At 71.6% G+C, this 14392-nt stretch carries 11 protein-coding genes and 1 pseudogene; 4 read left to right on the forward strand and 8 right to left on the reverse strand.

What is annotated here, in order from left to right:
* Nucleotides 1–4: 4 nt before the first annotated feature.
* The 3 genes and pseudogenes from QE416_RS06485 to QE416_RS16480 all read right to left on the reverse strand — a co-directional run.
* Nucleotides 5–2809 carry a molybdopterin-dependent oxidoreductase gene (locus QE416_RS06485; protein WP_307314542.1) on the reverse strand — a complete coding sequence of 935 codons (2805 nt, stop codon included), beginning with the start codon at nucleotides 2807–2809 and terminating at the stop codon, nucleotides 5–7.
* Nucleotides 2806–3639 (reverse strand): FAD binding domain-containing protein, encoded by an 834-nt coding sequence (locus tag QE416_RS06490; RefSeq protein WP_289940576.1) that lies wholly within the window; start codon nucleotides 3637–3639, stop codon nucleotides 2806–2808. Before QE416_RS06490 ends, QE416_RS06485 begins: the two co-directional genes overlap by 4 nt.
* 292 nt (nucleotides 3640–3931) lie before the next feature.
* Nucleotides 3932–4258 (reverse strand): annotated as a pseudogene (locus tag QE416_RS16480) (pyridoxamine 5'-phosphate oxidase family protein); the annotation flags it as partial.
* A 109-nt stretch (nucleotides 4259–4367) separates the two neighbouring features.
* Between QE416_RS16480 and QE416_RS06495 the strand changes: the two are divergent.
* A complete protein-coding gene (locus QE416_RS06495) occupies nucleotides 4368–5390 on the forward strand; it encodes a methylenetetrahydrofolate reductase C-terminal domain-containing protein (RefSeq protein ID WP_307314545.1) in 1023 nt (340 codons plus the stop codon).
* Nucleotides 5391–5535: 145 nt separating this feature from the next.
* Here QE416_RS06495 and QE416_RS06500 read toward each other — a convergent pair whose 3' ends face one another.
* A complete protein-coding gene (locus tag QE416_RS06500) occupies nucleotides 5536–6243 on the reverse strand; it encodes an SDR family NAD(P)-dependent oxidoreductase (protein ID WP_307314549.1) in 708 nt (235 codons plus the stop codon).
* A 169-nt stretch (nucleotides 6244–6412) separates the two neighbouring features.
* On the opposite strand from QE416_RS06500, the gene QE416_RS06505 reads away from it, so the two are divergent.
* The 3 genes from QE416_RS06505 (at nucleotide 6413) to QE416_RS06515 (ending at nucleotide 9345) form a co-directional block, all read left to right on the forward strand.
* Nucleotides 6413–7354 (forward strand): alpha/beta hydrolase, encoded by a 942-nt coding sequence (locus QE416_RS06505; RefSeq protein ID WP_307314550.1) that lies wholly within the window; start codon nucleotides 6413–6415, stop codon nucleotides 7352–7354.
* A gap of 287 nt (nucleotides 7355–7641) precedes the next feature.
* The gene (locus tag QE416_RS06510) at nucleotides 7642–9018 is read left to right on the forward strand and encodes an amidohydrolase family protein (protein ID WP_307314553.1); all 1377 of its coding nucleotides are present in this window, start codon (nucleotides 7642–7644) and stop codon (nucleotides 9016–9018) included.
* A 183-nt stretch (nucleotides 9019–9201) separates the two neighbouring features.
* Entirely contained in the window at nucleotides 9202–9345 is a 144-nt protein-coding gene (locus QE416_RS06515) for a hypothetical protein (protein ID WP_307314555.1), read from the forward strand.
* 298 nt (nucleotides 9346–9643) lie between these two features.
* Here QE416_RS06515 and QE416_RS06520 read toward each other — a convergent pair whose 3' ends face one another.
* The 4 genes from QE416_RS06520 to QE416_RS06535 all read right to left on the reverse strand — a co-directional run bounded on the left by QE416_RS06520 (nucleotide 9644) and on the right by QE416_RS06535 (nucleotide 14363).
* Entirely contained in the window at nucleotides 9644–10858 is a 1215-nt protein-coding gene (locus QE416_RS06520; RefSeq protein WP_307314558.1) for an MFS transporter, read from the reverse strand.
* Between the two features lie 40 nt (nucleotides 10859–10898).
* On the reverse strand, nucleotides 10899–11678 hold the full coding sequence (locus tag QE416_RS06525) for a creatininase family protein (RefSeq protein ID WP_307314559.1): 780 nt from the start codon (nucleotides 11676–11678) through the stop codon (nucleotides 10899–10901).
* Nucleotides 11675–13003 (reverse strand): FAD-binding oxidoreductase, encoded by a 1329-nt coding sequence (locus QE416_RS06530; protein ID WP_307314561.1) that lies wholly within the window; start codon nucleotides 13001–13003, stop codon nucleotides 11675–11677. The genes QE416_RS06525 and QE416_RS06530 overlap by 4 nt, the downstream gene beginning before the upstream one ends.
* Nucleotides 13004–13187: 184 nt before the next feature.
* Nucleotides 13188–14363, reverse strand: a complete 1176-nt coding sequence (locus tag QE416_RS06535) for an ABC transporter substrate-binding protein (protein ID WP_307314563.1) — start codon at nucleotides 14361–14363, stop codon at nucleotides 13188–13190.
* Nucleotides 14364–14392 lie beyond the last annotated feature (29 nt).

Genomic DNA, 14392 nt, shown 5'->3' on the forward strand with positions numbered 1-14392 from the left:
CAGCCTAGGCGGCGCCCCCGCCCGCCAACCTCCACACGCGGTCGCGTGAGAACGGCAGCTCGTATCCGCGCCGACCGAGCGCGCGCGACACGGCGTTGCCGATCGCGGCTCCCACGGGGTTGTAGGGCGACTCGCTCATCGACTTCGCCCCGAACGGGCCGAGGGAGTCGTCGGTCTCGGCGAAGTACACCTCGGTGTCGGGCACGTCGGCGAACTGCGGCACGCGGTACGTGCGGAACACCGGGTTCTGCACGACACCGTCCTCAACCAGCACTTCCTCGTAGAGCGCCCCGCCCAGGGCCTGAGCCGCTCCGCCCTCGATCTGTCCGCGGCACTGGGCAGGGTTGATGACGACCCCGGCGTCCGCCGACTGAATGGACTGCAGCACCTTCACGGTCCCCGTCTCGGGGTCGACGGCCACGCGGACCGCGTGCACGTTGAACGCGAGCGAACGGAAGTCTCCGAACTCCGCCCCGTCCGCGGTGAGTTCCGCGGCGCCTGCGGCCTCGACGATCTGCGCCCACGAGACGACCTGGCCTCCGGATCGGATTCCGGATGCCACGACCTCGGCCTCCGCGGCGTCGCTCCGCGTGAGGTCGGCGGCGATGGCGAGCATGCGCCGCTTCAGCGCGAGGCAGGCGCCGTACAGCGCCTTGCCGGCGACCACCGTTCCCGCCGAGGCGAACGCTCCGGTGTCGTGGCGCACCGCGTCGGTGTCGGCGGCCCACAGCTCGAGCCGCTCGGGGGCGGCGTCCAGCACCGTCGCCGCGATCTGCCGGTGCACGGTCGAGGTGCCGTTGCCGAACTCCGCCGTACCCACGCGCAGCAGGTAGGTGCCGTCGGGGCGCAGGGTCGCGCTGGTGTGGGCGATGTGCCCGCGCGGGGCCATGGTCGCGATCATCGCGGCGGCCATGCCCTCGCCGACGAGCCAGCCCTCCGGGGCCTCGGCGCCGTTGCCGCGCCGCAGGGCGTCCTGCGCGAGATCGAGGCATTGGTCGAGACCGTAGCTGCCCCAGATGAGGTCTTCCTCGTGCGGTTCCTCGCCATCGTCGGGGTGCAGGGGGTCGCCCTCGCGGACCGCGTTGATCCGCCGCAGCTCGAAGGGATCGATGCCGAGCTCTTCGGCGAGGGCGTCCATCGCCGACTCCACCGCGAAGACCACCTGCCCCAGGCCGTACCCGCGGAACGCGCCCGACGGGGGGTTGTTCGTATAGACCGCCTCGGCGTCGATCCACTTCACCGGAACCCGGTACAGCGTCGTCGACTCGGCGCACGAGTGGAAGAGCACGCCGATGGCGTGGTTGCCGTAGGCCCCGGTGTCGCTCAGCACGTCGATCTTCATCGCGGTGAGGGTTCCGTCGGCATCCGCTCCCAGCGTCGTCTTCACGCGCATCGGATGCCGGAGCGAGGCCCGCACGAACTGGTCGGTGCGTGAGAACTCGTAGGCGACGGGCCGCCCGAGCTTCAGTACGGCGAGAGCGGTGAGGTCTTCGGTGAAGAGCTCCTGCTTGCCGCCGAAGCCGCCGCCCACGCGCGTCGCGTACACGCGGACGCGATCGCGCTCCAGGCCGAACACGTGCGCGAGTTCGTCGCGCGCGAGGAAGGGGACCTGGGTCGACGAGCGGATCACCAGGCGCCCTTCGTCGTCGAGCCAGCCGACGGCGCCGTGCGTCTCGAGGGCCGCGTGCGTGACGCGCGACGACCTCCACTCGCCGGTCACGGTGGTGTGGCTGGCATCCAGGGCGGCCTCGATGTCGCCGCCGTGGCCCACGTGGAACCCGGCCACGACGTTGCGGCCGGCCTCCATCACGCGTTCGTCGGGTGTGCGTTCGGCATGCAGCAGGGGAGCACCGGGCTGACGCGCCTGCTCGGGGTCGAAGACCGCGGGCAGCACCTCGTACTCGACGGCGATCGCTCGGCATCCGGCATCCGCGGCTTCCGCCGTCTCCGCCACGACCGCCACGACCCGCTGGCCCACGTGCCGCACGACGTCGTCGAGCATGCGGGTGTCGTCGGGGTCGTCGGTGCGGTGTTCGTGCCGCCCGGTCGAGTACCGCACGTCGGGGACGTCTTCGTGGGTGAACACGGCCACGACCCCGGGTACCGCGAGGGCATCCGCTGTGTCGATCGAGACCACGCGGGCGTGCGCGTGCGGCGAGGTCACGACGCGCAGCACGAGCGCCGGACCGCCGGGCACGGGCTCGTCGAAGGTGAACGGCTCGCGGCCCTGGACGATGCGCCGCGCGGCCTCGGGAACGGTGGAGGCGCCGACGCGTCCTGCCGGGGTCGCGGGTCCGGATGCCACCTTCTCGTCGTGACCGTCGCAGGAAGCGCCGCACGAGGGCTCGGGGGGTCGTGCGCCCGTCTCGCGCACCGGCCCGAGTACCGACGCCCGGATCGCCTCGCGGATCGGGCGGTACCCGGTGCAGCGGCACAGGTTGCCCTTCATGCGGCGGTCGAGGTCGGGCAGGTCGTCGGCGGTGAGGGTGGATGCCGTGACGCTCATGCCCGGCGTGCAGAACCCGCACTGGAAGCCGAAGCCTGCCGCCAGGGCCTCTTGCACCGGGTGCAGCTCGTCGCCGGGGGCGAGGCCCGCGGCGGTGGTGATCGCGCGGCCCTCGAGCCGCATCGCGGGGATGATGCACGAGTGGGTGGGGGTCCCGTCGAGCAGCACCGAGCACGCGCCGCAGTCGCCGGCGTCGCAGCCCTTCTTCACCTCGACGTGGCCGGCCTCGCGCAGCAGCGTGCGAGCGCTCTGGCCGGGACGGGGATCGACCTCGACCGGGGCGCCGTTGACCTCGAACCTCACGCGACGCCTTCCTGCAGCTCACGCGCGAACCGCGCGCGCAGTCGTTCGGCGAGCACGACGCTCACGCCCCGGCGCCAGTCCGCACTTCCCAAAGGGTCGGTGTAGAAGTCGCTCGCGGCGGCCACGGCATCCCGGAGCTCTCCCGCCCCGGGCACCTGCGGAAAGCGCAGCACGCGGGGCCGGCGCACCGCCGCCGTCACGACGAAGACGGCGGTGCCGTCGGGGTCGACGCGGGCCGTGACGACGGCCCCGGACCGGCCGAGCTCCGCGAGCGCGATCTTCTGCAGGCCGACTCGCGCCTCCAGCGCGCGGGCCGGAACGTCCAGGGCGCGCACGATCTCACCGGGATTCAGGGAGGTCGCGGCATTGTCGACCACCAGGTCCGCCACGGCGATCCGGCGTTCTCCGCCGTCGGGCGTCCAGACCACGGCCGTGGCATCCAGGGTCGACAAGAGCGCGATCATGGCGCCGGCAGCGAATGCCTGGCACACGTTGCCGCCGACGGTGGCGGTGTTCCAGATCTTGAACGAGGCCAGCAGCGCGTCTGCGGCGGGGCGCGCGAGAGCGAGGGAGGTCCAGGCGGTGGGGGCCTCGTGCTCGACCCACGAGAGAAGCCGCGCGATGGTGCACGTCGCACCGATGCGCAGGCCCTCGTCGGTGATCTCGAGGTCGGGCCAGTCGAGGGTCGTCAGGTCGACGAAGCCGGTGGTGCCGGGCTGGGGCTCGCTCATGATCCAGGTGCCGCCGGCGAGCACGACCTCGCCGGGCGCGAGAGCGAGATCGGCGCGCGTGCGTGCGGCGCGGTACGAGCTGACGGTGGTGATGTCCATCACTCAACCCGCCAGGATCCGGCCCGACCAGCGGCCGTCGGCGAGCGTGTAGTGCTGGCGCGTGCTCTGCCCGATGCGGGTCGCCGCGCCAGAACGTCAGGGTGACCGGGCGCAGGCGGAATCCCGCCCACCGCTCCGGTGGCTCGAGCTCGGGGTGGGCGTCGGAGAACTCCGCCCACAGGTGGTGCCGCGCCTCGGCCGGAAGGTGCGCGTTCTCGTGGGTGTTCAGCCACGCGAGCAGCTGCAGGTAACGGGACCGCTCGCGGTAGACGGCCGCCGCCTCGGCGGCGCTCACCCGCTCGACGATTCCGCGCACGACGAGCTGGCGGCCGACCTCGGGCCACGCCACGGCCATCGCCGCGACCGGGTTGGCGGCGATCTCGGCGACCTTCGTGCTCGCCGAGTCGGTGTGGAAGTAGACGCCCGTGGCATCCCGGTCGCTGATCAGGACGTGCCGGAGCGAAGGGATGCCGTCGAGCCCGACGGTCGAGAGAGCGGCGAGGGGGCGCAGTTCTCCCTCGTGGGGCGGGAGCCACTGCTGGACGAGCTCCAGCGGATCGTCGACGAGCGAGTCGACGTCGTCGATGTCGGTACCGAACGTGGTGCCGGCCGTGATCATGGCCACCTCCGAGGGCTGCAGCGGGTAGGCCCGAGCGTAGGGAGCCCGCGTTTCGGCGATGTTGCCGCCATGAACATTCGCCGAAACACGCGCTTCCTACACTCCGGTCATGACTGTGCTGCCTCTTATCGACGCGTGCCCGAAGCGCATGCAGTACGGCCCCTGCGGCGGGGTCGGCTTCGACGGCTCGTGCGAGATCGACGCCGCGCACGCGTGCGTCTTCCTGCCCCGGCGGACGGTGCCCTGGTCCGGCATCGACCGCGTGGCCGTCCCGCCGCCCGCGCCTCGCACGGAAGCGGCCGAGCGGACTCTCGCCGACCTGGACACCCGACCCTGGGTCGTGGCCGATCTGCCCGCGAAGGCCCTCAGCGTCTCGTCGATCGACGCGTGCGCGGGAGTTCTCGCCGGAGAAGTGGATGCCGTCCTCGCTGGCGACGCGGGAAGCGCGCGCGTGCAGTTCCCTCCCGCGTACCGCGCCCACCTGCTGCAGCGACGAGGCCTGCGCGTGTGGACCGGCCTCAACATGCGCGACCGCAACCGCGTCGCGATCGAGGGGGAGCTCGCGGCCCTCGCCGTGGAGGGGGTGGCAGGCGTGCACTGCGTCACGGGTGACCACACCCGCACCGGGCACCGCCCCGACGCCGCCCCCGTCTTCGACCTCGATTCCACCGAGGCCGCCGCCCTCGCCCGGGCCGCCGGACACGTCGTGTCGGTCGCCGCCTCTCCCGCCGCGCCGCCGGTCGACCGGCGCGCCGCACGACTGCGCGAGAAGGCGCGGGCCGGGGCCGATGTCTGCTTCGTGAACCACGCCGGAGGGGCGGAGCCCGTGCGCCGGTTCATCGACGAGGTCGCAGACGGCATCCGATTCATCCCGTGCGTGCCGGTGGTCGTCGACCACGCCTCCGCCGACCTGCTGGAGTCGTTCACCACGCTGGCTCTGCCCGAGGGGTTCGTCGAGCGCGTGCGCAGCGCCCGCGACCCGCGCGCCGAGGGCATCGCCCTCGCCACAGCCCTCGCCGAGGAGATGCTCGCGCTGCCCGGCGTCGTCGGTGTGAACCTGTCGGGCGGGCGCGACGGTGCCGAAGAGTCGTTCGCGGAGGCGATGGCGGAGGTGGCACGGCGGCTTCGGTGACGGCTCTCTCATGGGTCGCGGCGGGCCATACTCCTGAGATTAGGCCGGTCGGGTCCGGCGGTGCGCCGATTCCCCGCGGCTCGAGCCGGCGCGGCTGACGGTTCTCAGGAGTTTCGCCCGGCCCGGGCGGGGCCACGTGCCCGCGTCAGTGCATGATCATGCCGCCGGTGACGTTGATCGCCTGACCGGTGAGATAGCCGCCCGCGGGCGACGCGAGGAAGTGCGTCACCCCCGCCACGTCCTCGGGCGCGCCCAGCCGCCCGAGCGGCGACTTCGCGCTCCACGTGCGCACGTCGTCGTCGGAGCGGGTGTCGGCGCCCATGTCGGTGAGCACGTATCCGGGGCACACGGCGTTGACGCGCACACCGTGGCATCCCCACTCCTGTGCCCCCGCGCGCGTGAGCGCGACGACCGCGGCCTTCGATGCGGCGTAATGTCCCTCGCCGCCGCCGCCCTGTTTGGCGGCCATGCTCGCGATGTTGACGATCGAGCCGGCGCGCGCCTCGAGCATGACCGGCGCGACCGCTTGCATCGTCACCAGCGTCGCGCGCGCGTTGATGTCGAGCACGAGGTCCCAGTCGTCGACCGTGATGTCGAGGAGCGAGACGTGCTGGAACACCCCGGCGCAGTTCACGAGCACGTCGACGCCATCGAGAGCCGCGATCGCCTCGCCGACCGCGCGGCGCGTGTCGAGCGGATCGCGCAGGTCGACGGAGAAGAAGAGGGATGCCGTGGCCTCGGACGGAGCACGACGATCGAGCACCGCGACCCGGGCGCCGTCGCCCAGGAACCGTTCGACGATCGCGGCGCCGATGCCGCCGGATCCTCCCGTGACGATGACGCGCTGCGACATGGTGCTCCTCCCGTGGGCGTCGGGTCGCCCTGGCCGCACGGTACGCCCGGCGGGTGCATCGGCCGAAGACGCCGGTGTTTCCGCGGCGTAACGCTTCTGCCGTCGCGCCGGGTCGTCGGCATCCTGGGTCTTACGCTCGGCTCATCACCCGACCAGCCTCTGGAGAGCCGTGCCCGTTCACCCCGCCATCACCGACCCCGCCGTGCGCGCGCACCTCGAGCGACTCTCCGCTCGAGCGGGCACTATGCCCTCGGGCGCGACGGATGCCGAGGGCGACGACGCCGCGCGCATCGCCGAGCTGCGCGCGAACCCGTCGTGGGTCCGCCTGCCCGACGACGGGGCGCTCGAGTCGATCGACCTGGACGCCGACGGCCTCGCCCTGCGCCTCTACCGCCCGCGCCCGGGGCACCGCGGAACCCTGGTCTTCGCCCACGGCGGCGGCTGGGTCGCCGGGAACCTCGACAACAACGACGCCCTGTGCCGGGCCCTCGCGCTCGCCACCGGCACCCAGGTGTTGAGCGCCGATTACCGTCTGGCGCCCGAGCACCCCTTTCCGGCCGGGCTCGACGACCTCGACCGGGCCCTTCGCTTCGCCGCGACCGGCGCAGGAGGGCTCGTCGACCCCGCCCTCCTCGGCGTCGCCGGACACAGCGCGGGCGGCAACCTCGCCGCGGCTCTCGCGCTGCGCTCGCGGGAGGGCCGGGCTCCCGGCATCCGGTGTCAGGTGCTGTTGTGCCCGGTGCTCGACGCGCCCGATCCGACCCGCCCGAGCTATCGCGCCCACACCGAGAACCTGCCGCTGACCGCGAAGGGGATGCAGTGGTACTGGGGTCTGTACCTCGAAGCCGACGGTGCGGTGCCCGTGGAAGCGGCACCGCTGCGCGCCCCCGACCTGACGGGCTCCGCGCCCGCGGTGATCGTCGCGGCGAGCGTCGACCCGCTCGCGGACGAGGCGGAGGAGTACGGCGACCGGCTCGCGGCATCCGGAGTCCCTGTCGACTTCGTGCGGCGCGAGGGGGTGCCGCACCTCTTCCTGGTGTTCCCGTCGACGCCCGCCCGCGACGAGGTGCTGGCGCAGATCGCGCCGGCCGTGCGGCGCGCCTTCGCCTGAGGTCCCGGCGCCCGCGCACCCCGGCCCCGCGCCGTGCCGGCGCCACCACGTTGAGTGTCCAAAACACCCGGAGGCCTGAAAAATTCGTCCGGGTTTCCTGGACACTCGACAACGCGAACGGGAGCGCCGCGAACGGTGTCGTCGCGTCCGGTTGAGTGTCCACAACGCCCGGTCGCCGTGAGAATCCGTCCGGGTTTCTTGGACACTCGATGCCGCGGTAGGCCCCGCAAAACGCCCGCCTCACGCCCGGAACACCGCGGAAACACGGCATTGTTACCGTCATCAACATGTCGCTCCTGGTCACGAACGCGCGTCTCATCACGGTCCCTGCGGGCACCGACGACCCCGGCTACATCGAGCGCGGCTACATGCTCGTCGAGTCCGGTCGCATCACCGCCATCGGCTCCGGCGACCCCGCCCCCGGGGTGACCGCCGACGAGACGCTCGACGTCGACGGCAAGTTCGTCGCCCCGGGGTTCGTGTCCTCCCACAGCCACCTCTTCACGAGCGGCTCGCGCGGACTCGGCGTCGACCAGACGCTCTACGGCTGGTGCACCTCGATGTTCAGCGTCCTGAACAACGCCTCTCCCGACCAGATCTACTGGGCGACGCTGCACGGCTCGCTCGACTTCCTCGCCAACGGTGTCACCACGGCGTACAACTTCACCGACCCGCTGCTGCCGTGGGAGCCGATGGTCGAGGGCAAGCGGGCCGACGGTGGCGGAGTCCTCCGCGACCACGCGTGGCACACCCGCCAGGCCGACGGTTGCCTCGACGCGGGTCTCCGCTTCGTCGACTCGATCGCGTTGGATGCCACCGTCGGCACCGACGACGAGATCTTCGCCCGCTTCGAGGCCTCCCTCGACCACGTCCTCGCGATGGACCCCGACCTCGCCCTCGGGGCATCCATCATGGGGCAGGTGCAGTGGTCGACCCGGCCGGATGCCGCCGAGATCGAGGTCGCGGTCATGGACCGCTTCGGCGTCACGAACCAGGCGCACTTCCTCGAGACGTACGAGGCGATCGAGCATCAGCAGACGAAGTTCCAGCTGTACAAGAACGCCGGCGCACTGCGCCCGGGCATGATGTTCGGCCACTTCATCCAGACCACGCCCGAGATCATCGCGGATGCCGCGGCGGGAGGCGCCAGCATGTCGTGGCAGCCCGCGTCGAACGGGCGTCTGGCGTCGGGCATCGCTCACGTGCCCGAGATGCTCGACCAGGGAATGAAGGTAGGCATGGGCCTCGATGACCAGGCCTGCACCGACGTGGCCGACCCGTGGCAGAACATGCGCATGGGCATGTTCATGCAGCGCGCCCGCACCCACGACCCGCTGTCGATGATGCCCGAGCGCGTCCTGCGCCTCCACACCCTCGGCGGGGCCGAGATCATGGGCGTCGACGACCGCGTCGGCAGCCTCGAGGTGGGCAAGTTCGCCGACTTCGTGGTCGTCGACCCGCGCACGCCCGACATCGGACCGCTGTGGAACCCCGTGCGCAGCTACGTCCTCGCCTGCGGCCTGCGCAACCTGCAGCAGGTCTACGTCGGCGGCAAGCTCGTGAACGACCGGGGCGTCTCGACGAACCCGCTCGCCGAAGAGGCGTCGCGCGTGCTGCACGAGGACCTCCCCGCTCTGGCCGAGGAGTTCGGCGTCATCCTGTAGTCCGCACCGGCGCGGGTGGGCGCGGCCGTCGGCATCCGGCATCCGGGGTCTCTCCCGCCCCCACCCCCGGTTGAGTGTCCACGACACGCCGCGGGGTGCCGGCCTGACCCGGCGTGTCCTGGACACTCAACGCTCCGCTCACGCCGGTTCTTCGAGACAGACGAGTCCGACCCGGGGCAGGTCGTGGATGCCGACTTCGCGACGCTCGAGGCGGCCCTCCCGCACGCGACGCTCGAGGCGGCCCTCCTGCACGCGCTGCTCGACCTGCACCCCGCCGACGGCCACGTCTCGGTGCTGCGGCACCTGCGCGCCGCGCTTCGCCGCTGAGTGTCCGGAACACGCCGCTCCCGGGCGCCCCGGAACGGCGTGCCTTGGACACTCGACGGTGTGTCCGGCGTCGTCGAGTGTCCGAAACACCCGGACGCGATGTCGCGGTTGTCCGGGTGTTTTGGACACTCAACCAGCTGGGCGCAGCCAGCTGGTTGCGTCCAGCGTCGCGCTCGTCCAGCGTCGCGCTCGCCCAGCGTCGCGCTCGCCCAGCGTTCCGCTCGTCCAGCGTTCCGCTCGCTCAGCGTCGTGCCCGCTCGACGGTCCGCGGGGCGGGCGCACCGCTCGCCGGGGGGAGTCAGCGACGCTGTGCCACCCGCAGCAGCCCCTCACCGACCGCGGCGATCGCCGCGGCCAGCGCCAGCGACACCGCGATCGTCACCAGGGCCGCCGCGGGGCCCGTGGCATCCAGAGCCGCTCCTGCGATCACACCGCCGATGGGCACGCCGAGCGACATCGCGGCCGTCGGATACGCGAGGGTCTCGGTCACCCGCCCCTCCGGGGCGCGGGCGGATGCGACGAGGATGCCGGAGACCATCACCGGCGACACCGCCAGCCCGAGCAGCATGATCACGCCGAACAGCGCGGGCACGGAGCCCTGCGCGAGCGGAAGGCCCACCGCGACCACCGCAGCCAGCGCCGCGAAGCCGATGTAGCGGGCGGCGGGTGAGAGCTTCCAGGCCCGCGCCCCCGTGATGATCGAGCCGATCGCGATCGCCACGGCCAGCGCGCTGAAGGCCGGACCCGCCAGCCACGGACGCTCGCTCAGCTCGGCCCAGCCGACGAGGCTCACGTCGAAGGAGCCGAAGACCCCGCCCAGGGCGATGCAGGCGATCGCGACCGGGATCACCCCGAGGGGCGGAAGCACGAGGCCACGCCGAGCTCCGCGCGGCGTCGAGTCGGGTTGCGTGCCCCGCTGAGAGGCGAGCCACACCCCGCCGACCACTCCGAGTCCGAGGGAGCCGAGCATCGCCACCGCCGGATCGACGGCCGCGGCGACCGCCGTGATGGCGGGGGGACCGGCGATGAACACCATCTGGTCGGCGATCGTCTCGAGGGCGAGAGCGGCCGTGCGCTGCGAGGCCGGTGCGAGCACGGTCCACCGCGCGCGCACGGCCGAGGTGAGATCGGGCGTGGACGCCCCCGTCACGAACGCGGCGACGAGCCACGTCCACAACGGCGCTCCCGTCAGCACGAGGGAGAGGAATCCGGATGCCGCGAGCACGAGGCATCCGAGGGACACCAGGATGACGCGGGCCTGGCCGTGCCGATCCATGCGCGACGACCACAGGGGCGCGGCGATCGCCATGCCGCCGACGAGGGGTGCGACGACGAGCCCGGCCGAGGCGAAACTGCCGGTGGCGGCCGAGACGAGCAGGATGATCCCGAGCGACAGCGTCGCCCGAGGGAATCGCGCGAGGATGCCGGCGGCGACGAACGTCCGCGCCCCGGGCAGGCGCAGCACCTCGCCGTAGGCCCGCACACCCCGCGCGGGTTCGGCGGCGACGCTCACGCGCGCACCGCCGAACCCGGGGCATCCCGCGACGTGAGTCTCACGCCGTGTAGTCGAATCGGCTGATCTCCTCGAGCGCTTCGACCACGAACGACACGCTGTCCTCGAACAGTTCGGCGCCGTGAGCGGCGTTGGCTCCGGTCGGATCTCCCAGCACCCCGGTGGGGCCGAAGTCGTTCGACAGCCACCCGAAGCTCACGGGCTTGCCGTTGAAGCCGATGTGGCGGAAGTCGCCGATGTGTGCCGGCACGGTCGCTTCGAATTTCGACGCGTCGACGAGTTCGGGACGCAGGTGCATGATCATGCTCGTCTCGCCGTGCCCGGCGTGGATGCCCGTGCCGTGCTCGTTCGGTCCCCCGTCGGCGCCGGTGAACGAGGGCACCCGCGCGGCCGGCATGAAGAACGTCCGCAGTCCGAAGCGGCGGCGGAGCTCGCGATTGGCGACGTTCAGCAGGGCGACGTTTCCGCCGTGGCCGTTGAGGAACACCAGGGTGCGGGCACGGGTGGTCAGCAGCGACCGGCCGATGTCGACGATGGTCTGCATCATCGTCTCGGGCGTCAGCCACAGGGTGCCGGGAGCCCACGAGTGCTCGTCCGACTTCGTGATCGATAGGGTAGGCAACTGCCAGACGTCCAGGCCCAGGGCCGCCGCCCGCGCGACGGCGGCTGTGGCGGACGCCTCGGCGACGATGGCATCCGTCGCCAGGGGCAGGTGCGGTCCGTGGTGCTCGATCGCGCCGGTGGGCAGCACGATGATGGACTTCTCGGTGAGGGCCTCGGCCGCGGCGGGACCGCTGAGCTCGGCGAGCAGCCGGCTCAACGGATCGCTCCCTTGCGTGCGCCGGTGTACTCCGGGTTGAGCTTGCCGGGATTCAGCAGGCCGTGCGGGTCGGTGGCGCGCGCGGTCTCGACGGTCTGCTCGACGTTGAAGTCGACGTTCCACTGGTGGGGGTTGTGCACGCCCACCCCGATCCCGTTGAGCGCGGCGATACCGCGGTAGACGTCTTCCTCGCTCACGTACGGTGCGGCGAGCATGCCGATCGGGTGCTGCTTCGTCGACTCGATGTGCAGGTGCGCGCCGGGGAACACGGCCTCGACAGCCTCGATGTCTTCGCTCAGCGGCATCCCCGCGACCTCGAGGTGGAACACCTCGTGCGGCTGGCTCTTCTGGTACCACTCGATCGGGTGGTTGTAGCTCAACATCGACAGGCGGATGCTGGCCTGCGGCCCCTCGCGCACCGCCTCGACGCGGCCCCCCGCACCCTCGACGATCGCGGTCACCGTGTCGATGAGCGATGCGTCGACGATCGCGCGCAGGCTCGAGCGCCCCTCGGGGATCGCCTCGTCGGCGGGGAGGGATGCCGAGATCTCGACGCCGTCGCCCGAGACCAGGCGAGGGGCGGGCTCGAGGTTGCCGATGGTCTGCAGCACCGACAGGGTGCCGGCGAAGTCGGGGAAGCTCGCCCAGAGGCCCCGCCACTCGCGCAGCGGCTCGAGGCGGACGGTCGCGCGCACGATGACGCCGGCCGTGCCGTAGTTGTGCACGTACTTCTGGGCCGCGTCGCCCTCGACGTGGTGGATCTCGGCGCTCCCGTCGGCGTGCACGACGTCGAGCGCGGCGACGAACCCTCGGTCGTTGGAGCCGTACTCGATCGAGCCGGTGCCGCCGGATCCGCCCGAGAGGAACCCGCCGATCGTCGACTGCGCGGTCGAGGGGTACATCCACAGAGCCTGGCCGCTCGCCCACGCGGCCTGCTCGAGCATGACCATCGGGGTGCCGGCCTCGGCGGTGATGAAGCCGTCGCCGACCTCGACGATCGCCTTCGCCCGCGTGGTGTCGATGACCAGGCCGCCCTGCATCGGGATGCCCTGACCGTAGTTTCCGGTTCCCTTGCCGCGCACGGTGACGGGCACGCCGTGACGGGATGCCGCGGCGACGGCCGTGGCGATCTGCTCGGCGTCGGCGGCGAAGACGACGAGATCGGCGAGACCGAGGGGGAGCTTCGCGGCGATGATCGGCGACATGGGGGAGCCGTCGACGCTGGCGCGCTCGCGGACGCGGGGTTCGGTGCTGACGGCTGCGGGGCCGAGCAGGTCGAGGAGTTCGTCCTCGAGGGAGAGGACGCGGGTGGCGGTATCGCTCATGGGTGTTCCTCCGGGTGGAACGGTGGGGCGGATGCGGTGCGGTCTGCGCGAGAGGTCGCGGGTGAGCATCGAGACCGCATCTCGGTGACATCTCGGCCGCAGGCTGTCACGGTGTCGTCAGCGAGATGCAGTCTCGCGGGAAGGTTCCGGCCCGGCCCGCACGAGGCGGACCGGGCCGGAGCGATCAGAACGAGATGCTCTTGTCGATGAACTCGTTCGTGTAGAGGTCGCCGACGGTGTAGCCGGACGCGGGCGGGGTGCCGAGGTCGGTGTACACCTTGCTGGCCTTGGTGAAGAAGTCCGCGAAGCGGGTCTCGTCGAAGTTGCCGTAGGTGGAGTCGGGGCCGTCGCCCACGAGGCCGAGGTCGACCTGCGTCTTGACGGAGTAGTCCGCCACGCCCTGCGTGTAGGTCCAGCCGGTGGCGTACTCGTCGACGAGCTTCAGGATGAGATCGTTCGCGGCGGACGGGTCCTTGTAGTACGCGACGCCGGCCTTCTGCAGCACGGGGACGAGCTTCTCGAGGCAGGGGCTCAGCTTGTCGAAGTCGGCGGCCTTCACGGACATCGATGACTGGTAGGTCTGCCATCCGGCGTCGTGGATCAGGGCGAACTTGACGGGCTTGCCCCAGGCCGACACCTCGTTCTGGTACACGTAGGGCTCAGCCGAGGCGAAGCCCTGCTGCATGTCCTTGCCGCCGGCGGCGACGAAGTTCGAGGGCGTGCCGTCGTACGAGCCGTCGAGGATGTCGGGCGAAGCCAGGCCCGAGCTCTTCAGGTACTCGATGTACGCCGAGCCGTCGAAGTAGCGCCACACGCCCTTGTTCTTCTCCAGAGCGGGCTTGACGTCCTGGATGGTCTTGACGTCGGGGTAGGTCGCCGGGTCCCACATGACCATGGTGGGGCTGATGTCGAGCGGCGCGAAGACGGCCTTGGTCGGGGTCGTGCCCGAGAGCTGGATCGCCTCGTCGGTGCTGACGTAGCCGAGCGTGATCGCGTCGTCCTGATACATCTGCGCCGACACGGTCTGGAAACCGATGGCGGGGCCACCGGCGCGGATCTCGAGGTTGACGCCGGTGTACTCGCCGTCCGACATCAGAGGGCCGGTGACGGCCTTGGTGTTGGCGTCGATCGTGTACTTGTCCTTGATCATCTCGTAGAGGTGACCGTGCTCGGCTTCGGGGTTCCAGTCGGTCTGGACCACGATCGTGGCGGGGCAGTCGGCGGAGAGGTCGACCGAGCCGATCGCCAGGTCGCTCGACGGAGCGGTCTCCGCGGCGCTGCCGGCACAGGACGTGAGGGTGAGGGCGATCGCGACGGCGCCGGTGACGGCGGTTCCGCGAAGGAGGGTGGAGCGCTGCATGCTGGTTCGCTTTCTGTGACGGGTGGAGC

Origin of the sequence: Microbacterium sp. SORGH_AS_0421, from assembly GCF_030818635.1 — a bacterium.
Taxonomy (GTDB): domain Bacteria; phylum Actinomycetota; class Actinomycetes; order Actinomycetales; family Microbacteriaceae; genus Microbacterium.

What these genes read in the sequence shown, in the direction of transcription:
- QE416_RS06490 (WP_289940576.1), bottom strand. Translation starts at nt 3,639, where the DNA reads ATGGACATCACCACCGTCAGCTCGTACCGCGCCGCACGCACGCGCGCC.
- QE416_RS06495 (WP_307314545.1), top strand. Translation starts at nt 4,368, where the DNA reads ATGACTGTGCTGCCTCTTATCGACGCGTGCCCGAAGCGCATGCAGTAC.
- QE416_RS06500 (WP_307314549.1), bottom strand. Translation starts at nt 6,243, where the DNA reads ATGTCGCAGCGCGTCATCGTCACGGGAGGATCCGGCGGCATCGGCGCC.
- QE416_RS06510 (WP_307314553.1), top strand. Translation starts at nt 7,642, where the DNA reads ATGTCGCTCCTGGTCACGAACGCGCGTCTCATCACGGTCCCTGCGGGC.
- QE416_RS06530 (WP_307314561.1), bottom strand. Translation starts at nt 13,003, where the DNA reads ATGAGCGATACCGCCACCCGCGTCCTCTCCCTCGAGGACGAACTCCTC.
- QE416_RS06535 (WP_307314563.1), bottom strand. Translation starts at nt 14,363, where the DNA reads ATGCAGCGCTCCACCCTCCTTCGCGGAACCGCCGTCACCGGCGCCGTC.